The 14,937-nt window shown below is 68.2% G+C and carries 10 protein-coding genes, 1 tRNA gene and 3 pseudogenes; 10 read left to right on the top strand and 4 right to left on the bottom strand.

The annotated features are described in order from the left end of the window. Nucleotides 1-333: 333 nt before the first annotated feature. Complete coding sequence (locus FOY91_RS00695; RefSeq protein WP_145147102.1) at nucleotides 334-1,878, top strand: 2-isopropylmalate synthase; 1,545 nt, start codon at nucleotides 334-336, stop codon at nucleotides 1,876-1,878. A 140-nt stretch (nucleotides 1,879-2,018) separates the two neighbouring features. Beyond that, nucleotides 2,019-2,675: an energy transducer TonB gene (locus tag FOY91_RS00700; protein ID WP_162527089.1), complete on the top strand. Its 657-nt coding sequence runs from the start codon at nucleotides 2,019-2,021 to the stop codon at nucleotides 2,673-2,675. Between the two features lie 127 nt (nucleotides 2,676-2,802). Here FOY91_RS00700 and FOY91_RS00705 read toward each other — a convergent pair whose 3' ends face one another. Then, nucleotides 2,803-3,087, bottom strand: a complete 285-nt coding sequence (locus tag FOY91_RS00705; RefSeq protein ID WP_145147106.1) for a hypothetical protein — start codon at nucleotides 3,085-3,087, stop codon at nucleotides 2,803-2,805. 168 nt (nucleotides 3,088-3,255) lie between these two features. Between FOY91_RS00705 and FOY91_RS00710 the strand changes: the two genes are divergently transcribed. Further along, entirely contained in the window at nucleotides 3,256-3,780 is a 525-nt protein-coding gene (locus tag FOY91_RS00710) for a hypothetical protein (RefSeq protein ID WP_145147108.1), read from the top strand. Nucleotides 3,781-3,847: 67 nt separating this feature from the next. On the opposite strand, the gene mutL is transcribed toward FOY91_RS00710, so the two are convergent. After that, nucleotides 3,848-5,638 (bottom strand): DNA mismatch repair endonuclease MutL, encoded by a 1,791-nt coding sequence (gene mutL, locus FOY91_RS00715; RefSeq protein WP_145147110.1) that lies wholly within the window; start codon nucleotides 5,636-5,638, stop codon nucleotides 3,848-3,850. A 110-nt stretch (nucleotides 5,639-5,748) separates the two neighbouring features. On the opposite strand from mutL, the gene FOY91_RS00720 reads away from it, so the two are divergent. The 6 genes from FOY91_RS00720 (at nucleotide 5,749) to FOY91_RS00745 (ending at nucleotide 11,522) form a co-directional block, all read left to right on the top strand. After that, the gene (locus FOY91_RS00720) at nucleotides 5,749-6,789 is read left to right on the top strand and encodes a rod shape-determining protein (protein ID WP_145147295.1); all 1,041 of its coding nucleotides are present in this window, start codon (nucleotides 5,749-5,751) and stop codon (nucleotides 6,787-6,789) included. Nucleotides 6,790-6,809: 20 nt separating this feature from the next. Next, on the top strand, nucleotides 6,810-7,688 hold the full coding sequence (locus tag FOY91_RS00725; RefSeq protein WP_145147111.1) for a rod shape-determining protein MreC: 879 nt from the start codon (nucleotides 6,810-6,812) through the stop codon (nucleotides 7,686-7,688). Beyond that, on the top strand, nucleotides 7,685-8,194 hold the full coding sequence (locus FOY91_RS00730) for a rod shape-determining protein MreD (RefSeq protein WP_145147113.1): 510 nt from the start codon (nucleotides 7,685-7,687) through the stop codon (nucleotides 8,192-8,194). The genes FOY91_RS00725 and FOY91_RS00730 overlap by 4 nt, the downstream gene beginning before the upstream one ends. A 10-nt stretch (nucleotides 8,195-8,204) precedes the next feature. Further along, on the top strand, nucleotides 8,205-10,247 hold the full coding sequence (gene mrdA / locus FOY91_RS00735) for a penicillin-binding protein 2 (protein WP_145147115.1): 2,043 nt from the start codon (nucleotides 8,205-8,207) through the stop codon (nucleotides 10,245-10,247). Beyond that, entirely contained in the window at nucleotides 10,247-11,350 is a 1,104-nt protein-coding gene (gene rodA, locus FOY91_RS00740; RefSeq protein ID WP_203234449.1) for a rod shape-determining protein RodA, read from the top strand. Before mrdA ends, rodA begins: the two co-directional genes overlap by 1 nt. Nucleotides 11,351-11,446: 96 nt before the next feature. Further along, nucleotides 11,447-11,522: transfer RNA gene (locus FOY91_RS00745), tRNA-Lys, on the top strand. A gap of 616 nt (nucleotides 11,523-12,138) precedes the next feature. Here the strand turns inward: FOY91_RS00745 and FOY91_RS00750 are convergent. Then, nucleotides 12,139-12,456, bottom strand: a pseudogene (locus FOY91_RS00750) (integrase core domain-containing protein); the annotation flags it as partial. A 154-nt stretch (nucleotides 12,457-12,610) separates the two neighbouring features. Here FOY91_RS00750 and FOY91_RS00755 point away from each other — a divergent pair. After that, a pseudogene (locus FOY91_RS00755) lies at nucleotides 12,611-13,907 on the top strand (IS110 family RNA-guided transposase). 213 nt (nucleotides 13,908-14,120) lie between these two features. Here the strand turns inward: FOY91_RS00755 and FOY91_RS00760 are convergent. Continuing rightward, nucleotides 14,121-14,932, bottom strand: a pseudogene (locus FOY91_RS00760) (IS3 family transposase); the annotation flags it as partial. Nucleotides 14,933-14,937: the final 5 nt, after the last annotated feature.

The following is a 14,937-nucleotide window of genomic DNA, read 5'->3' on the forward strand; positions in this document are numbered from 1 at the left end:
ATCCCGCATCGCGACCATGCGGTCAGGGATTTCGTGCTCGCACCGCTCGGCAAGGTCGCTCCCGGCTGGCGGATACCGGGCGGGCCGACCGTGCGACAGGCGCGCTTCCGCCTCACCCGACGCCGCCCGCGCGTCGATTGACGCAAATCGGATGGACGCCGCCCCGCGATTCGCGCTATAGGCGGGGCATGACGTCGTTCCGTGGCCTTCTCCTGCTTCGACTTACGCGCCCTTAGGCGCGTACCTCCGCTCGCGGCCGTCGGCCGTTCGAGCCATGACGCCTAAGGGTCGATCCGCACAGAACAGACCACCCTGCACGGGAGCAGGCCTACCATGACCGACAATACCATTCTGATCTTCGACACCACCTTGCGCGACGGCGAGCAGTCGCCCGGCTGCTCGATGAATCTGGAAGAGAAACTCCAGGTCGCCGCCCAGCTGGAAACGCTGGGCGTCGATATCATCGAGGCCGGCTTCGCCATCGCCAGCCAAGGCGATTTCGAGGCGGTGAGCGAGGTATCGCGCCAGTGCCAGCGCGCCACCGTCGCCAGCCTGGCACGCGCGGCCATCGCCGACATCGAGCGCGCGTGGGAAGCGGTGCGCCACGCCCGCGCGCCGCGCATCCACACCTTCATCGCCACCTCGCCGCTGCACATGCGGGTAAAGCTGAACAAGACCCCCGAGGAGGTGATCGAGGCGATCGAGCGGACGGTGCGCCATGCGCGCAACCTGTGCCCGGATGTGGAATGGTCGGCCGAGGACGCGACGCGCACCGAGTCGGATTTCCTCGCCCGCGCGATCGAGACGGCGATCCGCGCCGGCGCGCGCACGATCAACCTGCCCGATACGGTCGGCTACGCCACGCCGGAGACCTACGGCGCGCTGTTCCGTGACATGATCGCGCGGGTGCCGAACGCGGATCAGGCGATCTTCTCCACCCATTGCCACAACGATCTGGGTCTCGGCGTCGCCAACACGCTGGCGGCGGTGATGGGCGGCGCGCGGCAGGTGGAATCGACGATCAACGGCATCGGCGAACGCGCCGGCAACGCCGCCGTCGAGGAGATCGCGATGGCGCTGAAGGTGCGCGGCGACGTGATGCCGTTCCGTACCAACGTCGTCTCCACCGAGATCACCCGCGCCAGCCGGCTCGTGTCCGGCATCACCGGCTTTCAGGTGCAGCCCAACAAGGCGATCGTGGGCGCCAACGCCTTCGCGCACGAAAGCGGCATCCATCAGGACGGGATGATCAAGGATTCATCCACCTACGAGATCATGACGCCCGAGAGCGTCGGCGTCGCCACCTCCAGCTTGGTGATGGGCAAGCATTCGGGGCGCGCCGCGTTCAAGGCCAAGCTGATCGAGCTTGGCTATGATCTGGGCGACAACGCGTTTCAGGATGCGTTCGTGCGGTTCAAGGCGCTGGCCGATGCCAAGAAGGCTGTGTTCGACGAGGATATCGTCGCGCTGGTGGACGACGAGGTGCTGCGCGGCCACGACTCGATCAAGGTGAAGGAGGTCGAGATCTACTGTGGCACCGGCCCGGCCCGCGCGATCCTGACGCTGGAAGTGGACGGCGCGGAGCATGTCGCCGCCACGCGCGGCAGCGGCCCGGTCGACGCGCTGTTCGCCGCCATCCGCCAGATCGTGCCGCACGATCGCTCCGTGCTGGAACGCTACGAGGTCCACGCCGTCACCGGCGGCACCGACGCGCAGGCCGAGGTGTCCGTGCTGCTCGCCGAGGACGGCCGCACCACGCGCGGGCGCGGTGCCAGCCACGATACGATGGTGGCCAGCGCGCGCGCCTATGTGAACGCGCTGAACAAGCTGATGGTGAAGCGCGGCAAGCAGCCCGTGGGCAACGCCATCGCCGGCTGACAGCGGGTGGCGGGGTGTCCCTTCCCGGGGCATTCCCGCTACTTGACGCCAAATCGGCGCAGGCGCAGCTTCCCGGTTGGAGATGCACCGGCAGACGGGTTTCCCCCGCCACCGCGATGCACCCGAACGGAGGATGCATCGTGGCCTATGCGGACAACCAGCGTCGTCTCAACCTGAAGCCGGTCGCCGGGGTGGCGATCGTCCACCTCGCGATCGGGTACGCCTTCATCAGCGGCCTTGCCTCCGATGTGATGCGGCAGGTGCCCACGGTATTCCGGCTGATCGACATTCCGGCGATCGCGCCGCCCCCGCCCGATGTTCCCCAGCCACCCGTTGCCCGGCCGGCCTCTCCCGCCACGCCGACCGTGGCACGGCAGGAGGTGGCGCTGCCACCCCGACCCGCCGTCGATCCGGTGCTGGTGTCGGAGATCCAGCCCCTGCCGGTCCCGGGCGTGGAAACCGTGCGGGTCGCGCCACCCGCGCCGCCGGCCACCACCTCGCGCGCCAGCGGGGCACGCGCGCGCGGCGACCGCGCCGGCTGGATCACCACCGATGACTATCCGGCGCGCGCGCTGCGCAACGGCGAGGAAGGCAGCGTCGGCATCAGCCTGCGCATCGGTGCGGACGGGCGGGTGAGCGACTGCGCGGTCACGGCCTCCAGCGGCTCGCCCCAGCTCGACGAGGCGACGTGCCGCCTCTACCAACGTCGCGCCCGCTTCACCCCCGCGCAGGACGAGGAAGGGCGGGTGATCGCGACGACGTACCTCGACCGCATCCGCTGGACCATTCCTCACTGACGATCGGCTTCCGCCTGCCCGATACCGTGCGCCGATGCCGCGCGGTATCGGCGAAAGCGCCGCATTCACCGCCGTTTCCCGAGTGAGAGCAGCGGCCACGCCGGCGACAAAGCCGCGCGGCAGGCACCTAGACGGGCGGGTTCAGCGCCAGCACCACCACCGAGCCGAGCAGCGCCACCAGCCCCGCCAGAAAGATCCGGTCCGCCAGTACCTCGGCCCGCCCGCCCTCCGGCGACCGGATCGCCAGATAGGAGAGCAGGCAGCTGGCGCCGAACATCAGACACGCCACCCACGCGACCTCGTCCGCCATCGTGCCGCCGGCCGTCTTGGAAATGTTCAGGCCGGTGATGATGAGCAGCGCGATGCCCAGCAGGTTGGACGAGGCGTTGAGGATATGCGGCGGACGTTCCATTCCCGCCGGTAGCGCCCAAAAGGCTGAACCGGGGCGGAACGCAGGTGTAGCTTTCGGCGATACGGGTGGGAACCGCTGCACGCTTGGCTTCGGATCGATTACTTAGGAGGCGGAAAGTGGTGGTTAGCGGACATTGACGCATGGCGTGGTGTGTCCGATCCTCTCCTCATGCGTCGCCTGATCCTTTGCCTCACGGTCATCTGTACTGCGTGTGGCGTCGCCGAGCAGCCGAAGTGGACGGAAACAATCGCTGCATACGAGGTGCCGCTATCAACCGACACGGATAAGGCACGCTTCATTCGGCTTCTGCGTGAGGAGGGTGCATCGCAGGGCTTTCATGTTGATGCGGCGTCCCGAGGCGCGTTGGCGATTCAGTCTGAGGTCTCCCCGATGACGTTCAATGCGGCGGTCTGGCGAGGAGAGGAAGACGAAGAGTTGATGGCTTCAGCTATGGACTTCGAAGATCGGATTGGGCGCGTATGGATTTCGTTTCCACTTGGCCAAGACCCAGCGCGTTCCGCTCGCTTCCGAGAAAAGCTTGTTCCTAAGATCAAGGAATTTTGGCCCGCGACGGCGTCTCTCCCGATTATGCCTAGTGGAGCCATACCGCTGACCAGAGACTTGGTGCGTACGGCTGCTGGTTATTCCGTCAATCCATCCGCAGCGGCTAAATACAACGACGCTCGCCGGTAGCATCGGGCGAATGTCCGCAATGGGCGTTAGCCGTCATCGTCATCACCGACAATTTCTCGCACCCCCCTCACTTGCGCCCGAACAGCTTCTCCACGTCCTTGAGGTCCAGATTAACCCATGTCGGGCGGCCGTGGTTGCACTGGCCGGAGTGGGGCGTCACCTCCATCTCGCGCAGCAGGGCGTTCATCTCGGCGACCGAGAGAATGCGGCCAGCGCGAACGGAGCCGTGGCAGGCCATGGTCGCGGCGACATGGTCGAGCCGTTCCTTCAGCGACAGTGCCTCGTCATAGGCGGCCAGTTCGTCGGCGAGGTCGGTGACGAGGCCTTTCGCCTCGCCGCTGCCCAGCATCGCCGGCATCGCGCGCACCAGCACCGCCTTCGGGCCGAACCGCTCCAGCTCCAGCCCGAAATCGGCCAGTTCGGCGGCGCGCGCCTCCAGCCGGTCGCAGGCCGGCTCATCCAGCTCCACCACCTCGGGCAGCAGCAGCGACTGGGCGGGCACGCCGCCGCCGGCGATGGCGCGGCGCATCCGCTCCAGCACCAGCCGCTCGTGCGCGGCGTGCTGATCGACGAGGACGAGGCCGTCCTCCGCCTCGGCGACGATGTAGGTGGCCGCCACCTGCCCGCGCGCCACGCCCAGCGGGTAGCGCCCCGGCGCGGGCGGGGCTGCGTCGGCCGGCTCGGCCCGTGCCATCGGCGGGGCGGTGAAGTCGGCGCGGTGATCGAACACGCTGCCCTGTGCGGGGCCGGGCGGCGGCGGGGCCGGGATGATCGGGCGACCGTAAGCCCCCGGCCCCGCCGCCGATGACGCCCCCGCTGAACCTCCCGGCTGCCACATCCCCAGCGCGGCGGGCGAGACGTGCCGCACGCTGCGGTGGCCGGCGGCATCGAGTGCGGCGCGCAGGCCACCGACGATCAGCCCACGCACCATGCCCGCGTCGCGGAAACGCACCTCGGTCTTGGCCGGGTGCACGTTGACGTCCACCTCGCTGCCCGGCAGATCGATGAACAGCGCCACGACCGGATGGCGATCACGCGCCAGCATGTCCTGATAGGCGCCGCGCACCGCCCCCACCAGCAGCCGATCCCGCACCGGGCGGCCGTTGACGAACAGATACTGGTGATCGGCCACGCCCCGGTTGAACGTGGGCAGCCCGGCCACCCCGCCCAGCCGCACGCCCTCGCGCTCGTGATCCAGCGGCACGCTGTTCTCGATCAGCGCGCGGTCCGTGAGCGCCGCCACCCGCTCGGCGCGATGCGCGGCCGGCTGCACGGCCATCGCGCGCCGGCCGTCATGCTCCAGCGTGAAGCCGATCTCGGGCCGCGCCATCGCCAGCCGCTTCACCACATCCACGCAGGCGGCATATTCGGCGCGGGGGGAGCGCAGGAACTTGCGCCGCGCCGGCACGCGGGCGAACAGATCCTCGATGCGGATGCGGGTGCCGGGGGGCAGCGCGGCCGGCCCCTCGCCGGCCAGCACGCCGTTGTCCACCGTGCGCTGCCAGCCGTCGTGCCCGCGCACCCGGCTTTCGATCGTCATGCGCGAGACGCTGGCGATCGAGGGCAGCGCCTCGCCGCGAAAGCCGAGCGTCTCGACCGCCTCGATCAGCTCGTCGGGCAGCTTGGAGGTGGCGTGCCGTTCCAGCGCGAGCGCGATCTCGTCGCGCGCCATGCCGCAACCGTCGTCCGCCACCGCGATGCGGGCGAGGCCGCCATCGGACAGGATGATGGCGATGCGGGTCGCCCCCGCGTCGATCGCATTCTCGACCAACTCCTTGAGCGCGCTGGCCGGCCTTTCCACCACTTCACCGGCGGCGATGCGGTTGACCAGATGCTCGGGAAGGCGGCGTATTGACATGGCGCAGGCTGTAGCCCAAGCGACGGCCTCCCGCGACCGGCATTCACCTTGTTTATAGCGCGACGCCCGGGCGTGGGGCCGCGATGCTGCTTCACAAGACGGGCGATTCGATGTTCTTCACGCGCTGGTTCAAATTCATGTCGCACGACATGGCGATCGATCTCGGCACGGCCAACACGGTGGTCTATGTGCGCGGTCGCGGCATCGTGCTGAACGAGCCGTCCGTCGTGGCGATCGAGACGATCGACGGGGTGAAGCGCGTGCGCGCGGTGGGCGCCGATGCCAAGCTGATGCTGGGCAAGACCCCCGGCTCGATCGAGGCGATCCGCCCGCTGCGTGACGGCGTGATCGCCGACATCGACGTGGCCGAACAGATGATAAAGCACTTCATCCAGAAGGTGCACGGCCAGCGCCGCTTCCCGCGCTGGCCCGAGATCGTGATCTGCGTCCCCTCCGGTTCCACCAAGGTGGAGCGCCGCGCCATCCGCGACGCCGCCAGCAACGCCGGGGCCAGCCAGGTCTGGCTGATCGAGGAGCCGATGGCCGCCGCGATCGGCGCGGGGATGCCCGTGACCGAGCCGATCGGCTCGATGGTGGTCGATATCGGCGGCGGCACCACCGAAGTGGCCGTGCTCTCGCTGCGCGGTCTGGCCTACACCACCTCCGTGCGGGTGGGCGGCGACAAGATGGACGAGGCGATCTCCTCCTACGTACGCCGCAACCACAACCTGCTGATCGGCGAGGCCACGGCCGAGCGGATCAAGAAGGAGATGGGGATCGCCAAGATGCCCGCCGACGGGCGCGGCCAGACGATCCACATCAAGGGCCGCGATCTCGTGAACGGCGTGCCCAAGGAAATCACGATCAACCAGGCGCAGGTCGCCGAGGCGCTGAGCGAGCCGGTGTCGGCGATCGTCGAGGGCGTGCGCATCGCGCTGGAGAATACCGCGCCGGAACTGGCCGCCGACATCGTCGATCAGGGCATCGTGCTGACCGGCGGCGGCGCGCTGTTGCAGGGGCTGGACGAGGTGCTACGCGAGGAGACCGGCCTGCCCGTCACCGTCGCCGACGAGCCGCTGACCTGCGTCGCGCTGGGCACCGGGCGTGCGCTGGAAGAGCCGATCTTCCGCGGCGTGCTGCAAACCGCCTGAACTGAGGCCACGCTCCACCCATGGCGCCGCCCCCCAACCGGCGTCCCGGCTTTTCACGGCGCGCCCAGCTCGGCCTGTTCACCGGCTATGTCGTGGCGGTCGCCGGCCTGCTCGCCGGGCTGGGGCTGATCCTGTCGGCCCGGCTCGACCCGCAGGGGTTCGCCGCGATCCGCGGAGTCGCCATCGACGCCACCGCGCCGGTCTCCGCCATCGGGCGTGACATGGTGCGGGGGGTCGACGTGGTGGGGGAAACCATCACCGCCTATCTCGACGCCGCCGGCCAGAACCGCGCGCTGCGGGCGGAGATGAAGGCCGCGCGCGGCCGGCTGGTGGAGGCGCGCGCGCTGGATTTCGAGAACCGGCGGCTGAAGCGCCTGCTGCACCTGATCGAGGATGCGCCCGCCACCGTGGCGGTCGCGCGGATCGTCTCGTCCACCGCCACCTCCCCGCGCCGGCTGGCCATCCTCCACGCGGGCACCAACGACGGTGTGGCCGAGGGTCAGCCGGTGCGCTCGCCCGAGGGGCTGGTCGGCACCGTCGTCGCCACCGGGCGGATCGCGGCGCAAGTGCTGCTGCTCACCGATAGCGGCAGCGCCGTGCCGGTTCGGCTCGCGCGCAGCGGCGTACCCGCGCTGGCCGCCGGCAAGGGCGACGGGCGGATCGAGTTGCGCGCACTGGTGGCCGGCGCCACCCCGTTCCGCCGGGGGGATATCGCGCTGTCCTCCGGCACCGGCGGCGTGTTCCCGCCCGATATCCCGGTGGCGGTGGTGACGGCGGTGAACGGCGACCTTGCCACTGCCTGGCCGCTGGCGGACCCGGCGCGGCTCGATTTCGCCACCGTGCTGAAGGTGTTCCAGCCCGATATTCCCCCGCCACCCCCGCCGCCGGCGAAGAAATGATCCGCACCGCAGCCGATCGCACCCGTCTGCTGCCGCCGCGCGCGCGGCTGGTGCCGGTCGCCTCCACGATGGCGGGATCGCTGTTGCATGCGCTGCCGGTGGTGGCGACCGCGCCGGTGATGCCGCCGTTCGGCCTGCTGGTGCTGCTCGGCTGGCGTCTGCTGCGACCCGAGCTGTGGCATGCCTGGGTGGCGCTGCCGCTGGGCCTGTTCGACGATCTGGCCGCCGGCCACCCGCCCGGCAGCGCGATGACGCTGTGGACCTTCGGCTTCCTGCTGCTGGACATGCTGGACGACCGGTTGCTCTGGCGCGACTACTGGATCGAGTGGCTGGTCGCCGCCGCGCTGATCGCGCTGTGCATGACCGGCACCTGGGCGGTGGCCGCCTTCACCACCGGCGAGCGCGCCATCGGCGCGATCCTGCCACAGATAATGGTGACGATTTTCTGCTTCCCCGCCGTGGTCCGCGTCTGCGCGGTCCTCGACCGCTGGCGCCTGAGGCGCTAAGGCGTCAGCCATGAGGCGGCCCACCCGCATCGTTACCGAACATGCCCAGAGCTTCACCTTCACGCGCCGCGCGCTCGTGCTCGGTGGGGCGCAATTCGCCGTGGGCGGCGTTCTGGCGGGGCGGATGGGCTGGCTGGCGATCGCACAGAACGAACGCTACCGGCTCATGGCAGAGAGCAACCGGGTGCAGTTGCTGCTGATCCCGCCGCGCCGGGGCTGGATCGTCGACCGCTACGGCAAGCCGATCGCGATCAACCGCACCGACTTCCGCGTCGACCTGATCCCGGACCAGCTCCACGACCCTGACCACGTCCTCGCCGAGCTCCAGAAGATCCTGTCGCTGCCCGACGAGGAGATGGCGCGCATCCGCGAGGAGCTGGAGAAGGCGGCGGGGTATCAGCCGGTGCCCGTCGCCGAGAAGCTGGATTACGATCGCTTCGCCGCCGTCAGCGTCCGCCTGCCCGATCTGGCCGGGGTGGCGCCGGCGCGCGGCTATTCGCGCTATTACCCCACCGGCGCGGCGGTGGGGCAGTTATGCGGCTATGTCGGCGCAGCCTCCGCCAAGGATTATGAGGAGACGCACGACCCTTTGCTCATCACCCCCGGCTTCAAGGTGGGCAAGGAGGGGCTCGAGAAGACGATGGAGCCGCTGCTGCGCGGCAAGCCCGGCGCCAAGCGCAGCGAGGTGACCGCACGCGGCCGGCTGGTGCGCGATCTGGAAACCCGCCCCGACGTCGCCGGGCGCGCGCTGCACCTGACGATCGACATCGGCCTGCAGGATTACGCCGCCCGCCGGCTCGGCCCCGAAAGCGGATCGGTGGTGGTGATGGACTGCCGCACCGGCGACCTGCTGGCGATGGCCTCGATGCCGTCCTACGATCCGAACAGCTTTTCGGACGGGATCAGCCACAGCGAGTGGGACATGCTCTCGGCCAACGATCACCACCCGCTCATCAACAAGGTGTTGAGCGGTCTGTATCCCCCGGGATCGACGGTGAAGCCGATGAACGCGCTGGCGCTGCTCAACGCCGGCATCAGTGCTGACGAGCGCGTGGTGTGCACCGGCCAGTATCGCCTCGGGAACACGGTGTTCCACTGCCACAAGCGGCGAGGGCACGGCGCGCTCGATATGAAGCACGCCATCATGCAGAGCTGCGACATCTATTTCTATACGATGATCCGCCGCATCGGCATCGATGCGCTGGCCACGATGATGCGCGACATGGGGCTGGGCGAGGAATATGCGCTGCCGGTCGCCTCGCAACGCTATGGCACCGTGCCGGACAGCGCGTGGAAGCAGCGCAAGTACAAGACCGGCTGGACGGTGGCCGACACGATCAACGCCAGCATCGGCCAGGGCTATACGCTGACCAACCCGTTGCAACTGGCGGTGATGGCGGCGCGGCTCGCCTCAGGCCGGCAGGTATCGCCCCGGCTGATCGCGGGCGGCGCGCAGGCCCCCGCCCCCCCGCTCGACATCCCGCCCGAGCATTTCGCGATCGTGCGCGATGCGATGAGCGGCGTCGTCAACGGCGGCGGCACCGGCGGCTCGGCGCGAATGTACGTGCCGGGCGTGATGCTGGCGGGCAAGACCGGCACCGCGCAGGTGCGGCGGATCAGCATGGCCGAGCGCCGGCGCGGCGTGCTGAGCGATTCGGCGACGCCGTGGCGGCTGCGCGATCACTCGCTGTTCGTCTGCTTCGCGCCGGTGGAGAACCCGCGCTACGCCTGCGCCACCATCCTCGAACACAGCGGCCACATCGTCACCGCCGCGCCGATCGCGCGCGATACGCTGACGTACCTGTTTGATCCCAAGCGGGCGATGGCGCAGCTCGCTCCGCTGGAGGAGAAATGGGGCGGCGACATCCTGACCCGCACCGCCGCGCAAGGGGTGGCGTGGCGCACGCGCAACGATCCGCCGCCGGCTGTCGTGCCGCCGGCGGCCGCGCCTGTCGCATCCTCGCCTGCTGCACCCTCGCCTGCTGCCACGCCCCCTGCCACGCCGGCCCCGGCGCCGATCGGGACGCCCCCCGCCGACGAGGAACCGGACTGATGCGCGATTCCGTCGTCCCCGCCGCGCTTGCCCGCCTGCCGTGGGTTCTGATCCTGCTCGTCGTGGCGATCGGCAGCTTCGGGCTGGTGGTGCTCTATTCGGCGGCGGGCGGCAGCATCCGGCCGTGGGCGATCTCGCAGGGGACGCGGTTCTTCGTCTTCCTTGGCGGCGCGCTGGTGCTGTCACGCGTGCGGGAGGATCAGATCAAGGCGATGGCCTTTCCCGCCTACGCCGTCCTTGTGCTGCTGCTGCTGGTGGTGGAGCTGTTCGGTTTCGTCGGCGGCGGCAGCCAGCGATGGCTCGATCTCGGCTTCATCCGGCTCCAGCCGTCCGAACTGATGAAGCCGGCGATCGTGTTGGTGCTCGCCCGCTTCTACGATCTGCTGCCGGCTGGCGAGATCCGCCGCTGGCATGCGATCTGGCCGGCGGCGCTGCTGATCGGCGTGCCGGCGGCGCTGGTGATGCTTCAGCCCGATCTGGGCACCGCGCTGATGATCGTGGCGGGTGGCCTCACCGTCACCTTCCTGGCCGGGGTGCCGTTGCGGCTGTTCATCGGCGGCGGGCTGGGCGTGGCGGCGGCCGCCCCGCTCGCGTGGTTTTTCGCGATGCACGATTATCAGCGCAACCGCGTGCTGATCTTCCTCGATCCCGAGAGCGATCCGCTGGGTACCGGCTACCACATCAGCCAGTCGAAGATTGCGATCGGATCGGGCGGGATCTTCGGCAAGGGTTTCCTCAACGGCACGCAGAGCCACCTCGATTACCTGCCCGAAGGCCACACCGATTTCGTGTTCGCCACCATGGCCGAGGAATGGGGCATGATGGGTGGGCTGTTCCTGATCGCCGCATTCCTGGCGGTAGTGAACTGGGGCATCCGCGTGGCCCTGCGGCAGGAGGGCAAGTTCGCCCGGCTGGCGGCGGCCGGGCTGGCGACGACGATCTTCTTCTACGTGGCGATCAACCTGATGATGGTGATGGGCCTGGCCCCCGTGGTGGGCATCCCGCTGCCGCTGGTGTCGTTCGGCGGCTCGGCGATGATGACGGTGCTGCTGTGCCTGGGCCTGCTGATGGCGATCGACCGAAACGCGCCCACCGCCCGCTGAGATTTTTCGCACATGCCTGTTTACACCGCGCGACCCCACTGCTAATCGCGCCGCTCGCAACGCAGCGAGGCTCTTCGGACCAAGCGGCAGCGGTGTGGACGCATAGCTCAGTTGGTAGAGCAGCTGACTCTTAATCAGCGGGTCCTTGGTTCGAGCCCAAGTGCGTCCACCATACTTTCAATAACTTAGTCCCTTCTTTCCGACCGCGGGATCGGTGCTAGGTATCGCGCTAGGTAACAGCATTCCGAAATTGCGGTGCGCAGCGCGTTTTTAACCTATGATCCGTATCGCCGCGGTCGTGTTGAGAGCGGATGCCGGCGCCGCTGGCCGCGCGGCCTGCGGTCAGCGCAATTCATCGAGCCCTCGGAAGTGAGAGGATGCTCCTGTTCGACTCGGCACTCAGGCGTGATCGCCTGGGAACCTAGTCCCGATTCGCTCGACGCAAACACTTCAACATCTCGTCGAGGAGGCTGAGCGACCGATCGCAGGCCGATCACCGCGCAACCTCAACCGTGACCTACCTTTCGAATTCGGCCCAGATGGGACCGGTGGTGAGCGCGACGGCGCTGCGCTTAAGGGAGCGCGCGAGGCACGCACGGTCGCCGAGCGATGGCCTGGCTAGACGAGTTGCGGCACGCAGAAGACGGACACCGATGTTAGGCAATGGTAGGGCAGCTCCGTCTCTGGCCTGAAAAGCGCGAGCGGAATTGGCAGGCGATGTTGAGTCCTACGGCATGCCGTAAGCTACCGAAGGAATGGCTATGACGTGCTCCCCAAAGCTCTACCAATCATAACTGGAGTCCGGGGTTGGTATGGTGCCCTTGGGGGCGGTGTTGCACAACCCGCCTGGCAACATCAGCGGGCGTCAGCCCGCCAACACCACTATGCGGGCGCACATGGTTGTAGTCGTCGCGCCAGAGCCGCAGCACCGAGCGGGCATGGCCAAGTGACACGAACAGCGTCTCGTTGAGGCACTCGTCGCGCAGGCGGCCGTTGAAGCTCTCGACGTAGCCGTTCTGCTGAGGCTTGCCCGGCGCGATATAGTGCCACTCGACAGGCCGCTCCTGCGTCCATCTCAGGATCGCAAGGCTGGTCAGCTCGGTGCCGTAGCACATTGGGAAGGGTCGGATCGGGAGCCGCCGAGGCCCTGATGGAGGCAAGGCCGCGGAGCGGCCGCAGGCTTCATCAGGGCAAGCCATGGCCGGCCAGCGGGTCTCTAAAGTGAGGTTGTCGAGACAACACTTTGGAGGCCGACCGACCATGACCAAGCTAACCTCTACGCCTGCCGGCGCCGTGCTGGTAGCCATCGATATGTCCAAAAACCGGCAGGAGGTCCTCATCGAGCGACCGGAAGGCGGCCGGCGCCGGCGAATGACCGTCATGGCGACCAGGCAGGACTATGACGGCTTTGCCGAGCAACTCGCTGCCATCGGGCGCCCCATCATCGTCGGCTTCGAGGCGACGGGTAATTACCATCGCACGCTGGCGCACCGGCTGCTGACGGCGGGGTTCGAGCTGCGGCTCATCTCATCGGTCGCCCTCGCCCGAACGCGCGAGGCGCTGCACAACGGCTGGGATAAAAACGATCCCAAGGACGCGCAGGTCATCCTGCATATGCTGCGGATCGGCGCGACGCAGCGTTACGTCGACCCGCTCGCCGCAGGCATCAATGACCTGCAGGAGCTCTCGAAGACCCACGAGACGATCTCCAGGATGAAGACGCAGACCTGGCACCGGATCCTGACACACTACCTGCCGCTGTATTTCCCCGAGATCGCTCGCTTCGCGGGTAACAGCCGGTCCGACTGGTTCCTCGCGCTCATCGAGCGGTTTCCGACACCGGTCACCATCACGGTGCTGGACCGCGACGCGTTCTCGGCCGCGGCCTGGCCGCTCATCGGCCGCAAGGTCTCCAAGGCACGGCTCATTAACGACATCTACGAGACGGCGTCCGCCTCGACGGCACTGCCGGTGCCGGAAGACTCAGCTGCCATCACCATGTTCCGCATGGTCATCGCGCAGGGCCGCAGCCTCATCCACCAGCGCGACGAGATCGAGCAGCTGGCCCATGCGCGGCTCGCCGATCACGTCGACTACCAGTTGCTGCGCAACATTCCGGGCATCGGTCCGATCAACGCGCTGACCATCTTGGCCGAGGCCGGTGATCTGCGCCGCTTCAACCATCATCGTCAGTTCCTGAAGTTCTGCGGCCTTGATCTCGCCACCTGCCAGTCGGGTACGTTCCGCGGCCGCACCAAGCTGTCTAAGTACGGCAACGCGCGTCTGCGCCGCACCTTCTGGATGGCTGCCCAGGTCGCCGCGCGTCAGCGCGACAACAGCTTCCGCGACAAGCTCGGACGGTACACCGCCGGGCACGCGGACGATGCCGACCGTCGCCGCAAGGCGATGACGGCACTCACCGCCAAGATGGCGCGTGTGGCTCACGCCGTCGTCAAGACGGGGACAGAGTACCGGCCGTTCCTCGAACGGTCGGATGCCAGGTGGAAGGACCCCTCTCTGCAAGTGCCGTGAGGGCGCTCGTCGAGCGACCCTGTAGATAATGTTCGGGCCTTCCACCTGGGTGCGTATCTCGTCTTAAGGATGGTGAGGACCACGGCCGCCTCGGCGCCGCTGGATCCTATGTTTGCTATGGCAGGGAGCGATCCCGTTGACGGTGGGAGCCATCTGGCTCAGATTGCATGCCGCGCCGATGGTTGTCGGCGCCAGGAGACCTGCGGGCCAAACCCGCCAACGCTTCCCGACATAGGACGTTGTCGCTGACAATCATCAACGGCGACACCCCGCGGGCAGCGATGATGGCGTCCAACTCGCGGGCGACCCGCGCACCTGACAGCGAGGTGTCGACCACCAGTGCCAGGCATTCCCGCGTGAAGTCGTCGACCACCGCCAGGATGCGAATGCGCCGGCCGCTGATCAGCGTGTCGCTGACGAAGTCGAGGCTCCACCGCTGGTTCGGACCCTGCGGCAGCGCCATGGGCGCTCGCGTGCCCATGGCTCGTTTGCGGCCACGCCGGCGCCTCACGCGCAGGTTCTCCTCGCGGTAGAGCCGCAGCAGCTTCTTGTGGTTCATGACCAGCCCTTCGCGGGCGAGCATGATCCCCAGCCGCCGGTAGCCGAACCGACGCCGCTCGGCCGCGATCTCGCGCAGCCGCGACCGCAGGTCGCCATCATCACTACGCCGGGGCGCGTAGCGCACCGACGTCCTGTCCACGCCGAAGATGGTACACGCCCGACGCTCGCTGATGCCGAACAGCTGCCGAGCATGTTCGACAGCCTTCCGCTGAGCGGCGGGCTTCACCAGTTTTTTCCCGCCACCTCCTTCAGCACGGCGTTGTCGAGCATTGCATCGGCCAGCAACCGTTTGAGCCGGCCGTTCTCCTCCTCGAGCACCTTCAGCTTGCGCGCCTGCGACACGTCCATGCCGCCGTACTTGGCCTTCCAGGCGTACAACGTCGCGCTGCTGATGCCGTGCTTGCGACACACGTCGGCGGTCTTCATCCCAGCCTCCTGCTCGCGCAGCACCGCGATGATCTGCTCCTCGCTGAACCTGCTCTTCTTCACGTCCG

It is taken from the genome of Alterirhizorhabdus solaris, from assembly GCF_007785815.1.
GTDB lineage: Bacteria > Pseudomonadota > Alphaproteobacteria > Sphingomonadales > Sphingomonadaceae > Alterirhizorhabdus > Alterirhizorhabdus solaris.

What these genes read in the sequence shown, in the direction of transcription:
- FOY91_RS00730 (WP_145147113.1), top strand. Translation starts at nt 7,685, where the DNA reads ATGATCCGCACCGCAGCCGATCGCACCCGTCTGCTGCCGCCGCGCGCG.
- mutL (WP_145147110.1), bottom strand. Translation starts at nt 5,638, where the DNA reads ATGTCAATACGCCGCCTTCCCGAGCATCTGGTCAACCGCATCGCCGCC.
- rodA (WP_203234449.1), top strand. Translation starts at nt 10,247, where the DNA reads ATGCGCGATTCCGTCGTCCCCGCCGCGCTTGCCCGCCTGCCGTGGGTT.
- FOY91_RS00720 (WP_145147295.1), top strand. Translation starts at nt 5,749, where the DNA reads ATGTTCTTCACGCGCTGGTTCAAATTCATGTCGCACGACATGGCGATC.
- mrdA (WP_145147115.1), top strand. Translation starts at nt 8,205, where the DNA reads ATGAGGCGGCCCACCCGCATCGTTACCGAACATGCCCAGAGCTTCACC.
- FOY91_RS00695 (WP_145147102.1), top strand. Translation starts at nt 334, where the DNA reads ATGACCGACAATACCATTCTGATCTTCGACACCACCTTGCGCGACGGC.
- FOY91_RS00705 (WP_145147106.1), bottom strand. Translation starts at nt 3,087, where the DNA reads ATGGAACGTCCGCCGCATATCCTCAACGCCTCGTCCAACCTGCTGGGC.
- FOY91_RS00725 (WP_145147111.1), top strand. Translation starts at nt 6,810, where the DNA reads ATGGCGCCGCCCCCCAACCGGCGTCCCGGCTTTTCACGGCGCGCCCAG.
- FOY91_RS00710 (WP_145147108.1), top strand. Translation starts at nt 3,256, where the DNA reads ATGCGTCGCCTGATCCTTTGCCTCACGGTCATCTGTACTGCGTGTGGC.